This window comes from Alteromonas sp. M12 (assembly GCF_037478005.1).
GTDB classification, from domain to species: domain Bacteria; phylum Pseudomonadota; class Gammaproteobacteria; order Enterobacterales; family Alteromonadaceae; genus Aliiglaciecola; species Aliiglaciecola lipolytica_A.
Genome location: NZ_CP144164.1, coordinates 3,651,124 through 3,668,129, shown reverse-complemented (window position 1 = coordinate 3,668,129; position 17,006 = coordinate 3,651,124). Strand labels below are relative to the sequence as shown.

General features: G+C 42.7%; 16 protein-coding genes. 2 read left to right on the top strand and 14 right to left on the bottom strand.

The features are described 5' to 3' along the window. Positions 1–79 precede the first annotated feature (79 nt). The 5 genes from VUI23_RS15730 to VUI23_RS15710 form a co-directional block, all read right to left on the bottom strand. Positions 80–892 carry a sterol desaturase family protein gene (locus VUI23_RS15730; protein WP_342804950.1) on the bottom strand — a complete coding sequence of 271 codons (813 nt, stop codon included), beginning with the start codon at positions 890–892 and terminating at the stop codon, positions 80–82. Continuing rightward, the gene (locus tag VUI23_RS15725) at positions 882–1,289 is read right to left on the bottom strand and encodes a hypothetical protein (protein WP_342804949.1); all 408 of its coding nucleotides are present in this window, start codon (positions 1,287–1,289) and stop codon (positions 882–884) included. Before VUI23_RS15725 ends, VUI23_RS15730 begins: the two co-directional genes overlap by 11 nt. A 194-nt stretch (positions 1,290–1,483) precedes the next feature. Beyond that, the gene (hmpA, locus tag VUI23_RS15720; protein ID WP_342804948.1) at positions 1,484–2,665 is read right to left on the bottom strand and encodes an NO-inducible flavohemoprotein; all 1,182 of its coding nucleotides are present in this window, start codon (positions 2,663–2,665) and stop codon (positions 1,484–1,486) included. 26 nt (positions 2,666–2,691) lie between these two features. Continuing rightward, complete coding sequence (locus VUI23_RS15715) at positions 2,692–3,924, bottom strand: NnrS family protein (RefSeq protein WP_342804947.1); 1,233 nt, start codon at positions 3,922–3,924, stop codon at positions 2,692–2,694. Beyond that, positions 3,924–4,178 (bottom strand): hypothetical protein, encoded by a 255-nt coding sequence (locus VUI23_RS15710; protein ID WP_342804946.1) that lies wholly within the window; start codon positions 4,176–4,178, stop codon positions 3,924–3,926. The genes VUI23_RS15715 and VUI23_RS15710 overlap by 1 nt, the downstream gene beginning before the upstream one ends. Before the next feature lie 196 nt (positions 4,179–4,374). Here VUI23_RS15710 and norR point away from each other — a divergent pair, with 196 nt between their 5' ends. Continuing rightward, on the top strand, positions 4,375–5,931 hold the full coding sequence (gene norR / locus VUI23_RS15705; RefSeq protein WP_342804945.1) for a nitric oxide reductase transcriptional regulator NorR: 1,557 nt from the start codon (positions 4,375–4,377) through the stop codon (positions 5,929–5,931). Positions 5,932–6,068: 137 nt separating this feature from the next. On the opposite strand, the gene VUI23_RS15700 is transcribed toward norR, so the two are convergent. The 6 genes from VUI23_RS15700 to VUI23_RS15675 are packed head-to-tail and all read right to left on the bottom strand — an operon-like array spanning position 6,069 to position 10,645. Next, positions 6,069–6,902, bottom strand: a complete 834-nt coding sequence (locus tag VUI23_RS15700) for an enoyl-CoA hydratase/isomerase family protein (RefSeq protein WP_216047145.1) — start codon at positions 6,900–6,902, stop codon at positions 6,069–6,071. Positions 6,903–6,933: 31 nt separating this feature from the next. Then, on the bottom strand, positions 6,934–7,851 hold the full coding sequence (locus tag VUI23_RS15695; protein ID WP_342804944.1) for a 3-hydroxyacyl-CoA dehydrogenase NAD-binding domain-containing protein: 918 nt from the start codon (positions 7,849–7,851) through the stop codon (positions 6,934–6,936). 5 nt (positions 7,852–7,856) lie between these two features. Then, a complete protein-coding gene (locus tag VUI23_RS15690; protein ID WP_342804943.1) occupies positions 7,857–8,666 on the bottom strand; it encodes an SDR family oxidoreductase in 810 nt (269 codons plus the stop codon). A gap of 12 nt (positions 8,667–8,678) precedes the next feature. Continuing rightward, entirely contained in the window at positions 8,679–9,023 is a 345-nt protein-coding gene (locus VUI23_RS15685) for a cupin domain-containing protein (RefSeq protein ID WP_216047142.1), read from the bottom strand. Further along, the gene (locus VUI23_RS15680) at positions 9,010–9,822 is read right to left on the bottom strand and encodes a cyclase family protein (RefSeq protein ID WP_342804942.1); all 813 of its coding nucleotides are present in this window, start codon (positions 9,820–9,822) and stop codon (positions 9,010–9,012) included. Before VUI23_RS15680 ends, VUI23_RS15685 begins: the two co-directional genes overlap by 14 nt. A 10-nt stretch (positions 9,823–9,832) precedes the next feature. Then, complete coding sequence (locus tag VUI23_RS15675; protein ID WP_216047140.1) at positions 9,833–10,645, bottom strand: cyclase family protein; 813 nt, start codon at positions 10,643–10,645, stop codon at positions 9,833–9,835. A 179-nt stretch (positions 10,646–10,824) separates the two neighbouring features. On the opposite strand from VUI23_RS15675, the gene VUI23_RS15670 reads away from it, so the two are divergent. Beyond that, positions 10,825–11,610, top strand: coding sequence for an SDR family oxidoreductase (locus tag VUI23_RS15670; protein WP_342804941.1), 786 nt, complete (start codon positions 10,825–10,827; stop codon positions 11,608–11,610). A gap of 11 nt (positions 11,611–11,621) precedes the next feature. Here VUI23_RS15670 and VUI23_RS15665 read toward each other — a convergent pair whose 3' ends face one another. The 3 genes from VUI23_RS15665 to VUI23_RS15655 are packed head-to-tail and all read right to left on the bottom strand — an operon-like array spanning position 11,622 to position 17,001. Then, the gene (locus VUI23_RS15665; RefSeq protein ID WP_342804940.1) at positions 11,622–13,157 is read right to left on the bottom strand and encodes a class I SAM-dependent methyltransferase; all 1,536 of its coding nucleotides are present in this window, start codon (positions 13,155–13,157) and stop codon (positions 11,622–11,624) included. Between the two features lie 22 nt (positions 13,158–13,179). Further along, complete coding sequence (locus VUI23_RS15660) at positions 13,180–14,592, bottom strand: arylsulfatase (protein WP_342804939.1); 1,413 nt, start codon at positions 14,590–14,592, stop codon at positions 13,180–13,182. 27 nt (positions 14,593–14,619) lie between these two features. Then, positions 14,620–17,001 (bottom strand): TonB-dependent receptor, encoded by a 2,382-nt coding sequence (locus tag VUI23_RS15655; protein ID WP_342804938.1) that lies wholly within the window; start codon positions 16,999–17,001, stop codon positions 14,620–14,622. Positions 17,002–17,006 lie beyond the last annotated feature (5 nt).

Genomic DNA, 17,006 nt, shown 5'->3' with positions numbered 1-17,006 from the left:
AGTACTATTCAAAGCCTCGATAAAATCGGGGCTTTTTTATATCTGGAATTTCGCTTTTTAGGTGAGAGTGAATAAAACCCTAGTGTAAGTTGCGGGGATTGTTGAATAATAGTTTCAAAGCACAAGAGGCACTTTTTTGCTGTCTTACTTTGTTAAATAGTATTCGCCATGGTGTGAATACCACATCATAAAATGACACCTTGTATTGACGTTCAGTCACGCCATAATTTGGAGCTTCGCCATCGCTGCTGACGAAGGTTCCGAAAATTTTATCCCAAACAATGAGTACACCAGCATAATTTTTATCAATATATTGTGGATTACTGGCGTGATGTAAGCAGTGGTGAGTTGGTGTATTAAACACTTTACCAAGTACTTTGAATTCGGGACCAAGTTCGGTATGCACAAAAAATTGGAATGCCAGATTCAAGGCTACCACTGCCAATACTAATTCGGGCGTATAACCCAAAATAATCAATGGAAGCCAAAATATCCACATGCCAACAATGGGATAGAAAAGACTTTGCCGCATAGCAGTAGAAAAATTCATATTGGTGGAACTATGATGCACAACATGAGCTGCCCATAACCAATTGCATTGATGACTAGCACGATGAAACCAATAGTATAAAAAGTCTTGTAATACGAATGCTAAAACTAACCATAGGGGACTTAATTCAATAGTAAATATAGCAAAATTGCTATGTACCCAATAAAAAAATGGCATTAATGCGAGCATAGCAAGTATGTCTGTTGCTTGATGAGACAAGGCTAAACCTAGGTTTAAACCAAACTCTTTTAATGAATAACTTTCTCTGCGTTTACGCACTTCTATGCCAATAGCAATAAGAAATAACGGGCTGAGCAATAACAAGATATATTCAACGCTCATAGAGTAACTTCCTTAGTCGTTTGCCGGCTAATTTAAAGTCGTAAAACATCACTACTTTTAGCAGCCAATTGGGGACCCACGTATTGCTTTGGCCTTCAATTAGATACTGTAAATGTGGTTTTGCACTATTGCTAATATAATTAATTTGACCTTGATGCTGTTGTATCGGTCCGTTTCCTACAATCTGATATACAAGCTTAGTATCACTAAGTTGAATGATCTCCTCAACAAACTGATGGCCTCGCATATCAACTAAGCGCCGAGGTTTTCTGCCAGTGTTATCCAACTCAATGATTTTTGTAGCAAATACTTTGCTCAAAAACTCACAGTCAGCTAGCTGATGCATAGTGAATGCAGCATCTTTGGGCAGCATTATTTTTATATTTAATAAAGCCATCTAACTTGAACACATTTTACAAAAGAGGCGCTAGCTTAACTTATTAAATACGGATTGTTTACTCGTGGGGGAAATAATAGAGATACAGTGTATATTTCTAGTTTATTTTAGTGCTTGATTGAGAATGAGCTTTGAGCTGCTATATGCAGATGCGCCCAACCCAATGGGCGCAATAAAATGATCAGTGTTAACGATTATAAATCTTGATGAGGACCAAATAGTTCATAATGAATACGGCTGTTATCAACGCCTAAATCTAGTAGTTGAGTTTTAATAAAAGCCATAAAATTAACCGGACCACAAAGATAAAATTCACCATTATTTATCGGCAACTCCGTATCTAAATCGCGAAGATTCATTAAGCCGGTATAGTTACATCCTTCTCCACCTTGATTAAACCAAGTCGCGGTTTGTAAGCGATTGTAAAGGCGACTAAGCTCATTTAAATCATTGGCAAATGAATGTTGCTTTGGGGTTTCGCATGCGTGTAAATAGATAATTTTTTCGGTGTGTTTATCGCTCAACAAAGTTTCTAGCATGGCCATCATGGGAGTTTGCCCGACGCCTGCAGACACAAGCACTGTTGGCGTTGCATTATCACGTAAATAGAAGTCTCCAGCTGGCGGGTATAGCTCTACAACACTGCCTTGAGGTAAAGAATGTAAATAGTTAGAGACTACGCCAGGTTTGGGGAATAACTCTTTTTTAACGCTAATACGATAATTTTTGCCATTAGCTTTTTGCGAAATAGAATACTGCCTAATTTGTTCATACTGACAATTATCAGGTTTGATTTTGATCCCTAAATACTGGCCAGGTTTATGGGAAATTACTTCCTTACCATCTACAGGGGTAAGTTCAAAACTTGTCACTAACTCTGACTCTTGCTGTTTATTCGTCATTTCGAATTGACGTGTGCCAGACCAACCACCTTGGGTATTTTTGTTATGGGCGTACAAAGCTGCCTCTTCAGTGATGCATATATCACTTAACACTGCGTAAGCTTCGCGCCAGGCATACTCCACCTCGGGGGTAAATTGGTCAGGAATGAGCTCTTTGAGGGTAGCAATTAAGTGTCCACCTACAATTGGATAGTGTTCCGGTAAAATATTAAGACTGGCATGCTTATGATTAATCCGTTCCAGTGCATCTTTTAGTACAGCCAATTTATCAATATTTTGCGCGTAAGCAGCTAAGGCGTTAAATAATGCAAATTGTTGTTTTCCTTTTGCTTGGTTTGTCATATTGAAAATATTTTTAAGTTCTGGGTTGTGACTAAACATACGTTTATAGAAATGTTCAGTTATGACTGTGCCAGCTTCCGCTAATAGCGGAACTGTGCTTTTAACTATTTTTATAGTGTTATCAGTTAGCATATTTGTATCCTAAAGTGTTGTGACTATTATCCACGACGACCATCAATGCGAGGCCGAGTTAAAATCGGTATGCAATGAATCAAAAATAATAAAAAGGCCACTAACCACAACACAGCACTCAATTGCCACGCAAGGTATGACTCAATAAATAGGGGAAAAAGCGAGCGAATAATTCCTGCGACCATCACGAGCGCAAATGCGACTGCCATAAAATGTGGGATCACTAAGGGTCTTCCTGTATGACCGTGGGATACACGGGTCATCATGGCTAAAATCATCATTCCAATAGTACCGATGGTGATAAGGTGCAGCGCATCTTGGAACGGTATTAGCTCGCTACTTAAACTTAAAGCGACTAAAAATAATCCCACACTCAATGTGAAGTAAGAAATGTGTAACGACCATAATAAAGGCACGTTTAACACACCTTTATTCCACCAAAAATACGATCGAATCAGATGCAGCACGGCAACCAAGGTGAATCCTAAAGCTGGATTAATATCGTTAAGAAATAACTTACTGATAAAAAATAAAGCAATGGCAAGTATTGAAGAATACAAAAGCGCGATATCGATTTTAGGCGTGCTTACTTGCTTGGCGAGCTGCAATCCTTTGGCGGTAAAAAAGGGGATAACTCGGCCAGCAACAATGCCAATTAACAAGGTCATAATTAATACCGCAGTATCGACGGTGGCCAGAGCATACTGCACATCATGGTTCAATATTAACGCCAAATAGAAGGTGTTTAATGCGCAAAGCACAACCAAAACGGCTAACAAGGGATAGTTATTTTTATTTTTTACTTTGAACAACATGTTAGCCAGAGTCGCTATCGCGCCTAACCACCAAATTAACTGCAGTATCATGACTAAATATAAATTCAGGTTGGCAAAGTCTGGTACAAGGATAAAAAAACAAAATCGCGCAGCTAACCATATAAAGGTGAGCCAGATTAAAGGCGTTCCACTGATACTTGGAACTCCTGTCCAAGTTTGTGCTGCTGTCAGTAAAAATCCTACCGCGACTACCCCAGCGAAACCAAATAACATTTCGTGAGCGTGCCAAAGCGTTGCGGGAATTGTTAATTCCCACGCAGTGTATCCAGTTAAAATCAGCAGCCAATAACCCACAGATACCAGTGCGAGCATCGCTCCCATCAAAAAGAATGGTCTAAAGGCAAGCATCCAAACAGGACTTTTGGAAAACGCTAGAATACCTTTTTTCGGTGTTTCTGGCTCCTGTAAATTGATAGGGCGCATTAACGTACCTCCTGACCTAAGCCGTGCTGCGCTATACAGCGAACGACGTAGCCGACTTTCAAAATGGCAGCCACAATAATCGTACTAATGTGGGAAAATGTTTGCGTCAACATTGAAAAATACTCGGCAAAGGGGTAACTAATTAAAATACTCAGAACGAATAAAATAACACTAATAATCAGTACTAAATTAGCGCCTAGCAATAATGATTTAAACTGTGTATCAAAGGTTAATTGTCTATTTACTGTGTTCATAACTTCCTATTAAACACTTACCTTGGTTGGAATATTGCAGGTGTTGATTACACTTACTTCAATAATGACTTTACAGGTTTCGTGCCAATAAATTTTATTGATAAAATTCAATTGGTTAGGTATTTGTGCTTTACATTTAGAGTCGAAATGACCTATTGTTTAACGTGTTTATATAACTCGAATGGGTCTTTTTGACATGGTTAGGCAAGTTGATTTTTCAAAGGTAGCATTGCAACTGGCACAAGCAACTTTGCACCAGCAAGTTTATGATTTGTTACTCAACACCGTTCAACAAGTTGTTCCTTGTGATGCTAGCGCGTTGTTACAGTTCCAAGGTGAGCAACTAAAACCGCTTGCCATCAAAGGTTTGATGCCAGACAGTTTGGGACGGCGCTTTAACATATCAGAACACCCTAGATTAGAAGCCATATGCAGTGCTAAACAGGCTTTGCAGTTTGCTCACGATTGTCCCTTACCTGATCCATATGACGGTTTACTTTTAGCAAAAGAGGGAGATATTCCAGTTCATGCCTGTTTAGGTTTACCATTATTAGATGGGGATTTGTTATTGGGGGTGCTTACATTTGATAGTTTGAATGCCAGCGCCTTTAATAATATCAGCAGTGAAACCTTAAATAAGTTACAAGCACTTTGTAGCGCCCACTTCAAAATTGCCTTGCAGCTTGCGCAATACAAACATCATGCGCAACAGTCTACTGCTCTGGTACAAGAGCTCAACCGCGAAGCGTTAACCCGTGATGGTGGCGAAATTATTGGTCAAAGTCCGGCAATACAAACCCTTAAAAATGATATTCAATTGGTCGCTGGGTCTAATTTTAGTGTACTTATTTTAGGTGAAACAGGCGTTGGAAAAGAATTAGTTGCACGTAATATCCACTTGCATTCTGCGCGAAACGATCAACCTCTTATTCATCTCAACTGTGCTTCATTACCTGAAAACCTTGCGGAAAGTGAGTTCTTTGGACATGCTAAAGGGGCATTTACCGGCGCGCAGAACGCACGTCAAGGCAAGTTTCAATTAGCCGATGGTGGAACCATATTTTTAGACGAAATTGGCGAGCTTCCTTTGGCAATGCAAAGTAAGTTACTTCGCGTTTTGCAAAGCGGTGAAATACAAACTGTTGGTGAAGACACCCTGAAGTATGTGGATGTAAGGGTAGTGGCTGCGACCAATCGGGATTTGAAAAAAGAAGTGGCACAAGGGCGTTTCAGGGCTGATTTATATCATCGGCTGAGTGTCTATCCTATCAAAGTGCCACCACTGCGAAAACGCGAACATGATGTGACTTTATTAGCCGGTTATTTTATCGAGCAAACAGCCCGTAAATTAGGCATAAAACAACTTAAACTAAGCACTGAAGCACAGTTGCTACTCAATCAATATGGTTGGCCTGGTAATGTTCGGGAGCTGGAACATGTGATTAGTCGCAGTGCATTAAAAGCAATGCAGAGTCAGTGGCAAAACCCGATAGTTACGATTACTCGTGAACATTGTGACTTAATGCCACAGATACAGCAAAATGTGACGACTTCAGAGCAAAACATTGTCGATTATGCAGCCAATCAATCGTTGAAAAAAACCGTTGAGTCATTGCAGTACAACTTAATCACTGAACAGTTAAAACTGCACAATTACAATTGGGCAGCGGTTGCTCGCGCACTTGACCTAGATAGGGCGAACTTAGTTAGGCTTGCTAAACGTTTAGGTATAAACATCAAAAAAACACTGTAAACAACGTTGTGCTAAGTGCAGGTTTTAGTCATTCTACTTTTCTAGCAACGGCCTATCATTAGGAGCCAAGCTGAAAAATGAAGCGACAATAAAAAAGATGCCGAAGCATCTTTTTTCACTGTGGTTATTTACTCACTCTATTTTTCTTCATCGTATTTTATATATTCAAAATCGTGCTCTGACTTGGACATATTAAATGAATACATTTCAGATAAAACATGGATTCTAAAGTCTCTTTCAACCACGGCTTTCCATGGACGAACACAAATGTAATGGGTCAGGCGGCGGCATGAACGACTTTTAGTCATAATGTTGCGGGCTATTTCCCAAGCACGATCTACAATGTTCTCGCGCTCTACTACTTCGTTTACTGCGCCAAGCTCTAAACAGGTTTGAGCATCCATAGCTTCGCATGTCAGCATCATATAGTTACCGCGTTTCACACCTAAGATTTCCTGTAGACAAAGACCCATACCGTCACCAGGTACATGGCCGCTATCCATGCCGTAGTGGTCATCCTGCAACACGAAATCAGGAGTACAAAGGGTGATGTCACTCATCATACACATTTCCCAATGAATCCCTTTGCCGTTAATTACAGCTATTGTGGGAATTTCTAGATCATTAATAAAGTTCTCTACAATTTTGAGAGTGTCGTAGATTTGCACATCAAAACGTTTGTCGTCATCTGGTGATTGCTCAACTTCTTTGAATGACTCAACATCCCATTCGTTGATCCACTTATCGTCAGTTGAGGTGAGGATAAGTACTTCATTTTCTTTATCGTGACCAATGACTGTCCATAATTCAGCAAGTGCGTGGTGGAACTGATAACTCCACTTTACTGGACCGTTTTTGGTATGCATTTTCACTTCGAGAATGCCATTTTCACGTTTGAACTTGAAAAAGTCCTTAAACTTTTCGCTGTATTCTTCCAATTTAGGTACTTGATAATATTGATTAATAGCCATTATGTTGTCCTCTTTAGGTTGCGATTTTCGCTCAATTAGTTGTTGTTTGTTTCGCTTTCGCGACTAAGTGTTCACGTACGCGAGTGCGCACGTCGTCTGCGGCTTCAGGCGTCCATTGGCGAAAACCGCCACCCGTCTTCATGCCTAATTGTCCAGTTTCGACTCGCTCAACCAATGCGGCTTGCGGTGTTGAACTGGTATCTAGTGATGGATAAATTGTGGTTAAAATACGCAGGGTGAGATCCAGTCCGACTAAATCAGATTGCTCCAGTGGACCGAGCACCGCTAGGCGTTGGCCAAATCCGTACTTCACCACGTCATCAATGGTTTCTGCATCGCAGACCCCAGCTTCAAGCATGGCAATGGCTTCGCGTTTCATTGCATGCTGTAAACGGTTGCCAATAAAACCTGGAATATCCCGTTTAACGTGAACTGATTTCATGCCTACCGCATCAAGTAATGCAATGGTCTGTTCCACCGTTGTTACGCTAGTCTCATCCCCTTGCACCACTTCAACCAATCTCACTAAGTGAGGTGGATTCCAGAAATGGGCACCCACAATACGTTGTGGATGCAAAATACCTTTGGCTATCTCAGAAATCGGGATGGCCGAGGTGTTACTCGCTAAAATACACTCTGTACTGGTATAGCGGGCGAGTTGGCTAAAGATGTCACGTTTTACATCTAGTATTTCTGGTCCTGCTTCAATGACAAACTCAGCGTCTTCCACCGCAGGTTGTATCTCTGTGTATAGGCTTAAAAGATCTCCCTTATCATAAGGTTGTTCAAGCAGTGTAAAAATGTCACTGATTTGCTGCTCAGCTTGCTCAAGCACTTGCAAATTGGGATCAACTAAATTGACTGGGTGACCAGCAGCTAAAAAGCGCTGAGCAATACCGTGTCCCATTAAGCCTGCACCTATTACGGTGACCTTAGGTTGATCTGCCATTGTCATTACCCCGCTGTAAAGCCGCCATCAACGTACATAATCTGACCTGTACAAAAATTTGAAGCAGGTGACAATAAATACAACGCCATACCGACTAAATCTTCTGGTTCGCCGAGGCGTCCCAAAGGTAAACGAGACAAAGAACGCTGCTTAGTTGCTTGTCCTAATTCATTGTCTTCGTCAAACATCCAAGCGGTGAGTTTTGAGCGGAATACCGTAGGCGCAATTGAGTTGACGTTGATACCATGTTGTCCCCACTCAGTAGCGAGTACTTTGGTCAACATATCGGTAGCACCTTTACTGGTGCAATAACCTGTGTAGCCTGAAATATTGCCGTGGCGACCGCGCACAGACGACACCATAACTACTTTACCGCCAGTTAAGTTATTGTTGATGCGATAGGTGCCATAAGCTTTAGCCATGAACCAGTTACCACGCACATTAGCATCCATAACAGCTTGCCAATCTTCATAATCTTGTTCGTGAATAAAACCTGCCTTGTTGTAACCTGAACCGATAAACATCAATTCAATATCGCCATAGGCTTCTACCGCTGCATTCACCATCGCATTGGCGTCTTCTAATGTATCTGGACGCAAATTTAGAGTTTGTACAGTGCCGCCCACTCCGCGACATTCCTCTGCAACTGCTTCTAATTCTTGTTTGTTGCCAGCCACTAAAGTCAACTTTGCGCCAAGTGATGCTAAGGTGATGGCCACAGTGCGACCAAAGGCCCCGGATGCACCTGTAATCAATGCTGATTTGTTACTCACGTCAAACAAAGATAATGGATTTTTCAACGTTTCAGATATCATAATCTGATCCTCCTAGTTGGATATCACTACAAGCATAGTGACAACTTTATTACTGCGATTTTCAACTGCGCGTTCTTCATTAAATTCAATGACGCAAGAGTCTAGTGGACCTAAAACCGTTTCTTTTTGAGTTCCATTTTCCTTGGTAAGAATAGTCACTTCGCCGTCGAGTACGATATAAGCTTTCTCGTTTGGAGAAGAAGCCCATTCCGCACCGCCACCGGGGAGGAAGTAAGATAAACAACAGCTAAATGCGTCGATATTGGTGGCATCTGCGCCTTGTAGTCGTAAACCTGCCATATCCCAATGTTGTCTAGCTTCATAGGTTTTGGCGTCTTTCAATTTAGTTACTTGCATAATCGTCTCCTTTATCGATCACATAAGATTGTTCTGGGTCAATAATCGCCACAAGTCGAATACCGCAGCCATCGCCACCAGGCCAGCGCCATGGGAAGCCCATAAAAGTACAGCGTTTTCCGGTGACTTTATCGATGTCTCCACCAACGTTTTCGATACCGGGGATCCCCGCTGCAAGTAGTGCTTTATGAGATGGTTCCCAATGTGGGAAGTCCTTCATCACATCGCGACCTGTTTCTTCTTTGTATTCTTTAAATAAGTGGTGGTGAGTAGGGCCAGGACCATGATCTACCAATTTAGTCCCAAGAGGGTGGTCTAAGGCCTGTACATCAATGCCCAATAATTTTATTTTGTGCTCAACCAGCCACTCAGCGCCTTCTTTATAAAGTCCCGGGGAATATTGATAATATTCATCGTTATCCCCCAAGTTTTTGTGGCTGCCAGTATTGATTATCACAATGTCGTTTTCGCGGATTTGTGGTCTGGCTTTATCTAAATCTTCGGGTGTTACTACGCCCCATTTTCCTTTCGGTATCGACACTACTACGCCGGTGCCAAAAAAGCGCCAAGGCTCAAAGTCATCTAAATGTGGCGCGTTTTCGGTTACATGAATAGGTGCATCCATATGGGTGCCGCGGTGCATAATGCCTTCCCATTCAAGTACTTGGCAGCCATTCATGGCATGAAATTGTTGGGTGCTAATGGCAATACCTTTAGGGCTAGATGGCCATTGAGGCATACCATGTCCCCAACGATTACTTAAATCAAAAAACTGTAAACCTTGTGTTGTTTGTGACATTACGCTCTCCTTATTCCTGATTCGTACCGGGTTCGATACGGTATTGCCCATTTGGATCTGAAATTGCCATTAATCGAATTACGCAAGCATCTCCTTCATTCCAACGCCAAGGCATGGCATGGAAGGTAGTGCGTTTGCCGGTGACAGAGTCAAGGTCGCCGCCTACATTCTCGATAGTTGGAATGCCGTTCTGTAACAATAATTTGTGAGCTGGTATCCAATCAGGAAAGTCTTCACTTGCACTTCGGCCGGTTTCAGCTTCATATTCTGGGGCTAGTCGTTTCATTGTTGGGCCATTTCTGTGCAACCCTAACGAGGTAGCAAGAGGATGGTCGACTTGCGGAGTGTCTACTCCCAACATTTTGATTTTTTTATCCACGAACCATTGAGCTGCATCTTCTGTGATGCCTGGAGAGTGGCCAAAATAGGCTTGGCTATCAGCATAAAGGTGATGCCATCCGGTGTTGATCAAAACGATATCACCGGCATTAATATATTGATCAAATGAAGCTAAATCAGCGGCGCTAACTTGCTGCCATTTTTGTTTGGGTATAGAAATTACGACGCCTGTACCCCAGAATGTTTCTAGCGGCAATTCGCCGATGCCTTTGGCACCAGAGACTAAATGAATAGGCGCATTAACATGTGTTGAAGTATGAAAAGTCGTTTTAAATTTCTGGCTCATCACACCATGTTTCGCGTGATTCACTGAACGGTATAGAATAAGTTCATCGTGTCCAGGCAAAACGGGTTGATTGTGATGCCATGGGTGGCTCAACTCTACAAATTGAAGGCCAGTGTTTGGTTCTGTTCTAACGGTCATTTTGTTATCCACAGTTGCAAGGTGTGAAAAGAGTATTGCACGGGAAAAGGGACGCTTCGACAGGGTTGTCTTAACTATTGAAACACTATTTAAATTTAAATGGTTTTTAGGCTGAGACTGCAGAATACTTGGGTTGGAGGCAATTTATTGTCAGTTTGAAACTTAAGGGAGTTACAATTATGCAACAAACTTCACCAGCATCTTTATTTAGCCTTGATGGCAAGTCAGCCCTCGTAGTTGGTGCTACGGGTGCGTTAGGATCGGCAGCAGCAAGAGCGTTGGCCGCAGCAGGTGCAAACATTACATTAACAGGCTCGAATAGTGAGACATTATCGGCCCTTGCACAGGAAATTCAGTCTTACGGGGTAGAGGTTTCCTATTTTGTGGGCAGACCGGAAAACGAAGAAGCCGTCACTCGCATGCTTGAGCATGCTACTCAAAAACATCCCCTTGATATTCTGGTTTGTGCTTCAGGTACCGCAGTAGTTAAACCCATAGCACAAATGAGCCCAGAAGAATTTGATCGTGTTATGGATGCAAACGTTAAACAAAGCTGGCTGGTATCAAGGGAAGCCAGTAAAGTGATGACCGAGCAAGGTCGTGGCGGAAAAATCATCTTAGTTTCCTCGGTGCGTGCTCAGTTTGCTACCGCTGCCGGTACTTCCGCGTATGGTACATCTAAGGCTGCAGTCAATATGCTTACTCGTTCTTTAGCCGTGGAACTTGGACCACATAATATTTGTGTTAACGCCATCGCGCCTACAGTATTTCGCTCGGCATTAACGAGTTGGTTGTTTGAGCCAGAAGCTGCCGACAAACGCGCCGATGTGCTAAGTCGAATCCCGTTAGGACGCCTAGGAGAGCCTGAAGACTTTAATGGAATCTTTATGTTTTTAGCATCCGCTGCTTCAAACTTAGTGACTGGCGAAGTGATTAATATCGATGGTGGCTTCTCTTGCAATTAAAGGCCTTGCAATTAACGGTATTGAAGAATGCCCAAGCGTAACAGCTCGGGCACAACCCGTTGATTAAAAGCGGGTTGGCTTTGAGCAATAATTGCTGCAAAGGTTTGTTTCGTTATCGGTTGACCATTTGCATCATGAAACGCATTCTGCAAGTCGCCTAATTTATCCCATGCCGCACCAACGTCACCGAATACCAACGCCCATAAATACAATCTATCTTTGATAGGTAACAGCAAACGTGTACCAATCAACGGCGAAGCAAGGGGTCTTCCATGCTCAAGATGAATATCTTGTTTTAGCAAGGTTTGATTCAATAAAGAAGGCATACATAAAGTACCTTGTGGCGAAGATGGGGCAATTGGTTTCGCCAATGACATAACCCGAGTAGCCAGCAATTGAGTCACTAGCTTTTCAGCTTCTAAAAAAGAACTGGCTAGTTTCGCTTGGTAACGCTCACATAATTTATTGATCAACGCGTTTATCGTACTGCAATCTGCATGATCTCTAAGCAAAGATACAATAGTCGGGGTGAGTAGGTTGGCGGCTGGAAATTGAGTCGTAATGTGGCCAATCATGTTATCGCTAAGGGCGCCTGGCGCAAAATAAAAATGACATTCTCCAACTCTTTGTAACAATGACGAGGTTGAAGGTTTGGCCCCTTTACAATAAATATCTTTACGTTGTGCAATATTCCAAGCTATATCTTGCAACATTTGCTGTGTTGCCACTGAAAACTGTTCGCTATTAGCTGGTAGTCCCAAGTGTGCAGAAAATTCGGCTATATTATGATGTAGGCCCGCACTGCCGACAAACTCAAGCCCAACACTTTGTGCTTTTGCAATAATGTCGCGACTCCAAACGCTGCGAGGTTGCAGGTTGAGCACTTCGTGGGCTTCATCCTCTGGGGCATTTGCAAGCAATCGGGAAAAACGCTCGTTTGCTTGACCATTTTGTTGGAAGAATTGGCCGTTATTTCCTCTGACTTCAGCCAGTAACTGACTCGCACCTTTGAGCTTCTCAGCACTAGATCCTGAATACTCGGTGGAGAGTTGTTGCAACATGCCATACAAAGTCGCGTTTTGAGTAATACCCGGTAAGGCACAGTAATCTAAAAAGAATAAGCCTCCTTGTGCAAGTGCACGGGTCGCAACATCGAATAAATCTGTTTGGCGTTTTTCATCGAGCCACGAAAATACGCCACTGGCCGTGCAATAATCAAACTCCTTCAGGTTTAATTGCCCAGCATCGGCTATATCGCTGCAGAAAAATTGTAGATTTTTTAAATTTGCTTGGCGGGCGAGTGTTTGCCCTTGTTCAATGTGTGTTGGATTGATGTCTACTCCAACAAACTCAGCTTCGGGGTAGGCATCCGCTAATAGCGTTAAGGTATGTCCATTCCCGCAAGCTAAATCTAAATACCGAAAATGGCCTGCAAATTTATGTGCAGGCCAACCCGATAGTAGGGCTGCAGTAGTGATGTGAACAGGTGTTTGTAATGCACCAAAATCTGAATTAAACGCGACGTCTTGAGTGTATTCTGAATTCATTACTGCACCTGTTAGCTAATTATTATTCTGCTGTTTCCACCCAAGGAGCACGGGTTTCGGGTTTACGTATATCGTAGATAAAGTTACCGTCAGGTCCATAGAAAAGCGATTCTGGAGGAGGACCTTTCGCCGCTTTTGAAGGGAGCGCTGTTCTTGAGGTTAACTGTTTTGACAAGGCAGCTACTAAACCTGGGTGCATTGCGGCTAAATTATGTTGTTCAAATTCGTCCTCTAGCAGATTAAACAACAAGGTATCAGTACCTTCTTTTATCAGTTTAAACGGCCACTGATACACGGCTTTTGATTTTGCCGTACCAAGTAAAACTGTCCTTTGAGTATTGTCTGTGGTTCCTGTTTTTAACAGCGTAAACATACTCTGACCATCAAAATTAGATGGATCATATTGGATGTCCGCGGCGTCTAGTAAAGTGGGCAGCCAGTCTTGCGTAAAAAGTGGTGATTCTGCAATATTCTTCTTACTCAAACCTGCTGGCCAGCGCACAATGGTAGGTACACGAACCCCGCCTTCGTAGGCGCTAGCTTTGCCTTTTAACAGTTGGCCGTTGTTCGCTCCCGCTTCCAAGTTACCTCCATTATCGCTCATAAATACCACTAAGGTGTTGTCGGCAATACCTTTGTCTTCAAGTGCTTGAAGTACTTCACCAATACGCTGATCAACATGAGATGTCATGTCAGCAAATACACGACGGTCAGCCGATGGTATCGCGCTATAGTCGTAAATTGGCTCAGGCACATATTGCAAAGGCGTATGTGGTGCATTTAATGATAAATACATGAAAAAGGGAGCATCGTTGTTATAATTTTGGATTTTTTCGATTGCCTTGTGGGCTAACAAATCAGTGGCATGTCCTTCTTCTCGCAGTGAGGTGTCATTGTGTTGCCAATCAAGACCACCAAAATACACATGAGTATAGAAATCAACAAAACCACCTAGGAAACCATAAAAATCATCAAATCCTCGGTTGTGGGGCATTGCAGACTTCTTAGCCATGCCTAAATGCCATTTCCCTACCATCCAGGTTTGGTAACCTGCATCCCGAAACATCTCAGGCATAGTTGTCAGGCTCTCAGGCAGCATAGCATCGTTTTCCATTGGCCCATCAATGCCAAACCCTAGAGGGTTTTTTCCGGTCATTAAAGCAGCCCGAGTGGGGCTGCATATGGGATAAGCATAACTATGACTTATAACCACGCCTTGATTGGCCAACGCGTCTATATTAGGCGTTTTAATCTCAGACCCTAAATACCCCACATCACCGTAGCCTAAATCGTCTAGCAGAATAAAAATAATATTCGGCTTAGGATTAGTTTGTGACGCTATTTGAGTTTCAGCTTCCGTTTTAACACAACCATTAATACAAACGCTTAAAACCAACACACCAATAAGGTGCAAAACAGACTTAGTTATATTCATAATACTTAATACCTCTTAAAGCACTAATCAAAAGAAACTGTAGGCTAGATTAATTCCAGCGGTTCTTGGTTCACGCAAGCGAACACTAGTGTTGTAAGACATACCTGAGATGCGTCCATCAAAAAAGCGCACTGCGCCTGCAGGAGAGTCTTCATCAAACAAATTATTGACGTACAATTCGATTGACCAGTTATCGGCGCGAATACCACTGCGCAGATTAACCATAGAATATGCAGGTAAGTAGTCGGTATTGATTTGCTCAACATAACGTTTGGAACGATATTGGTAGTCAACTCGGCTATAAGACACTAAATCGCTGTTTAGTTCCACCGTGTAGGTAGCATTTAAAGACCAAGTGAACCGCGATAACATAGGCGGCGCATTGCCACCAATAGTTGCAGCACAGTTATAAGGGTCAGTAGAAGTTGCAGCAACACCATAATCTAACGGAATGGGTGAACATGCATCATCTTTAAATTCCAGTCCGGTGTAAGAGATAGCAGTACCTATGTCAAGATAGTCGATTGGTTGCCATTCACCTTCAAATTCGATTCCCGCACCACTTAAATCTCCGGTATTTAGAAATAATCGAGAGTAGTAATCATCTGCAGTCGTGCCTTCAGATAGCTCGCCATCAGAGGGAGTCCAGTTAGCTGTAGCTGGCTGAACGTAGCCTTCCCAATCTAAATAGTAGAGGGCTAAAGAATAGCGGAAGTCGTGGTCTGGCAAATACCCTTTTACGCCTAGCTCATAACTCACAATCACTTCTTCTTCATAGGTTTGAAATGCATCTAAATCGAAGCTTTCTTCTGCGGCAGTTTGCAGCAAAATTGGATCAAGGGCATTGGCATTGAAGCCTGCAGGGTTAGTACCTCGAGCTAACTGAGCATAAACATTATTGTTGTTGTCTAATTCATAACTTAGGGCAATACGAGGCTGGAACGATTTAGTATCGCTGCTGGATTGAATATCACTGTCAACTCCTCTGGCTGCATTTTCTGGATAAACACTGTCTATCTCATCAGATTGGTAACGTCCTTCAATCGAGCCAGTTAAACGGTCGGTAAATTGATAACCAAGGTTGAAAAATACGCCGATATTTCTTGCGCCTTCAGAATATAAGTCCATCACCGCACCGGTAGATTTATTCGCATATACCGTATTCAAATAGTCGTACTCATATAAAGAAGCACCGACTAACCAGTTAAAGTCTCCTTCGTCTGATGAGGCCAAACGCACTTCAGCATAAGTTTCATCGCTTTCTGGTGAAGAGGCCACATGTATGGTGGTCACATCATTGTAGGCATCACGATCAAAAGAGGTATCACCCACTTCGTCAGTGACAGCGCCTAAGACTGTTAACGCCATGCCGTTATCAAACTCAATCTCAACTGAGCCTTGAATCCGTTCACGATCAACCCGTGTACCAGGATTAACGACGGGGTTAACCGCGTGATCAAAGTTGTAGTCAAAATAAGGCTCTATATGATCGATTTCGCCGTTTATCACACAGGCGTTACTGCCGCCATTGATGACACATAAACCGTCACTATCAAGGGCGTAGGGCTCAAGTTGGTCAAGGTTAGCAAACAATACAGCCGTGTGACCGTCATCAATTTCTTGGTTGAGGTACATCAATTCAGCTTTAATATTATCGGTGGGTGTATACACTAGTTTCACAGAACCTAGGCTGTCTTTTCTCGCGCCTAATTGATCACCCGATGTGGTTACCCATTCACTTGGACCACCATAGTTATTTGACTCTAAGGTGACTGCCACGGCCAACTTATCTTCTATTAAGGGGGTAATTAATGACAGGCTAACATCTCGGGTTTCATCTGTTCCAAGTCTGCCTCTAACATCAAACTCTAAATCACCAGAAGGATCCGGATCGCGGGTAACATAATTAATCGCACCACCAAATGTAGAGCGACCAAAAGCGGAACTTTGTGGGCCACGAAGTACTTCTACTTGCTGTAAACCTGCAAAAGAACTCATCCCTTGAGCACCGACAATGGGAATGCCGTCAATAAAGGTGGTGACCTTAGCTCTGATTGATGAGTTTTCGGTAGAGCCTACACCGCGAATGGCAGGTTTGTTAGCGATACGACTGCCGTCTGCGTTATTTTCCACTCCAGGCATCAGGGCAAATAAACTGGTAATGTCAGAAACACCAGCTTGAGTCAACTCATCACCAGTCATTGCGGTGAGAGAAACGGGAACATCTTTTTCCTGTTCACCGCGTTTACGCGCATAAACAAGAATTTGTTCTACCGCTTCTTCTTCAGCGATGTTGGGTTGTTCTTGTGCAAATAGCTGACTATTACCAACCATGGGATTTAGCAAAAGCGTACAAACCGCTAGTGCCAGTGGGTTTCTTTTAAAACGTCTTTGTACAACATTACTCATAAGTA

Coding starts and splice junctions, on each gene's coding strand:
- VUI23_RS15730 (WP_342804950.1), bottom strand. CDS start 892: ATGAGCGTTGAATATATCTTGTTATTGCTCAGCCCGTTATTTCTTATT.
- VUI23_RS15725 (WP_342804949.1), bottom strand. CDS start 1,289: ATGGCTTTATTAAATATAAAAATAATGCTGCCCAAAGATGCTGCATTC.
- hmpA (WP_342804948.1), bottom strand. CDS start 2,665: ATGCTAACTGATAACACTATAAAAATAGTTAAAAGCACAGTTCCGCTA.
- VUI23_RS15715 (WP_342804947.1), bottom strand. CDS start 3,924: ATGCGCCCTATCAATTTACAGGAGCCAGAAACACCGAAAAAAGGTATT.
- VUI23_RS15710 (WP_342804946.1), bottom strand. CDS start 4,178: ATGAACACAGTAAATAGACAATTAACCTTTGATACACAGTTTAAATCA.
- norR (WP_342804945.1), top strand. CDS start 4,375: ATGGTTAGGCAAGTTGATTTTTCAAAGGTAGCATTGCAACTGGCACAA.
- VUI23_RS15700 (WP_216047145.1), bottom strand. CDS start 6,902: ATGGCTATTAATCAATATTATCAAGTACCTAAATTGGAAGAATACAGC.
- VUI23_RS15695 (WP_342804944.1), bottom strand. CDS start 7,851: ATGGCAGATCAACCTAAGGTCACCGTAATAGGTGCAGGCTTAATGGGA.
- VUI23_RS15690 (WP_342804943.1), bottom strand. CDS start 8,666: ATGATATCTGAAACGTTGAAAAATCCATTATCTTTGTTTGACGTGAGT.
- VUI23_RS15685 (WP_216047142.1), bottom strand. CDS start 9,023: ATGCAAGTAACTAAATTGAAAGACGCCAAAACCTATGAAGCTAGACAA.
- VUI23_RS15680 (WP_342804942.1), bottom strand. CDS start 9,822: ATGTCACAAACAACACAAGGTTTACAGTTTTTTGATTTAAGTAATCGT.
- VUI23_RS15675 (WP_216047140.1), bottom strand. CDS start 10,645: ATGACCGTTAGAACAGAACCAAACACTGGCCTTCAATTTGTAGAGTTG.
- VUI23_RS15670 (WP_342804941.1), top strand. CDS start 10,825: ATGCAACAAACTTCACCAGCATCTTTATTTAGCCTTGATGGCAAGTCA.
- VUI23_RS15665 (WP_342804940.1), bottom strand. CDS start 13,157: ATGAATTCAGAATACACTCAAGACGTCGCGTTTAATTCAGATTTTGGT.
- VUI23_RS15660 (WP_342804939.1), bottom strand. CDS start 14,592: ATGAATATAACTAAGTCTGTTTTGCACCTTATTGGTGTGTTGGTTTTA.
- VUI23_RS15655 (WP_342804938.1), bottom strand. CDS start 17,001: ATGAGTAATGTTGTACAAAGACGTTTTAAAAGAAACCCACTGGCACTA.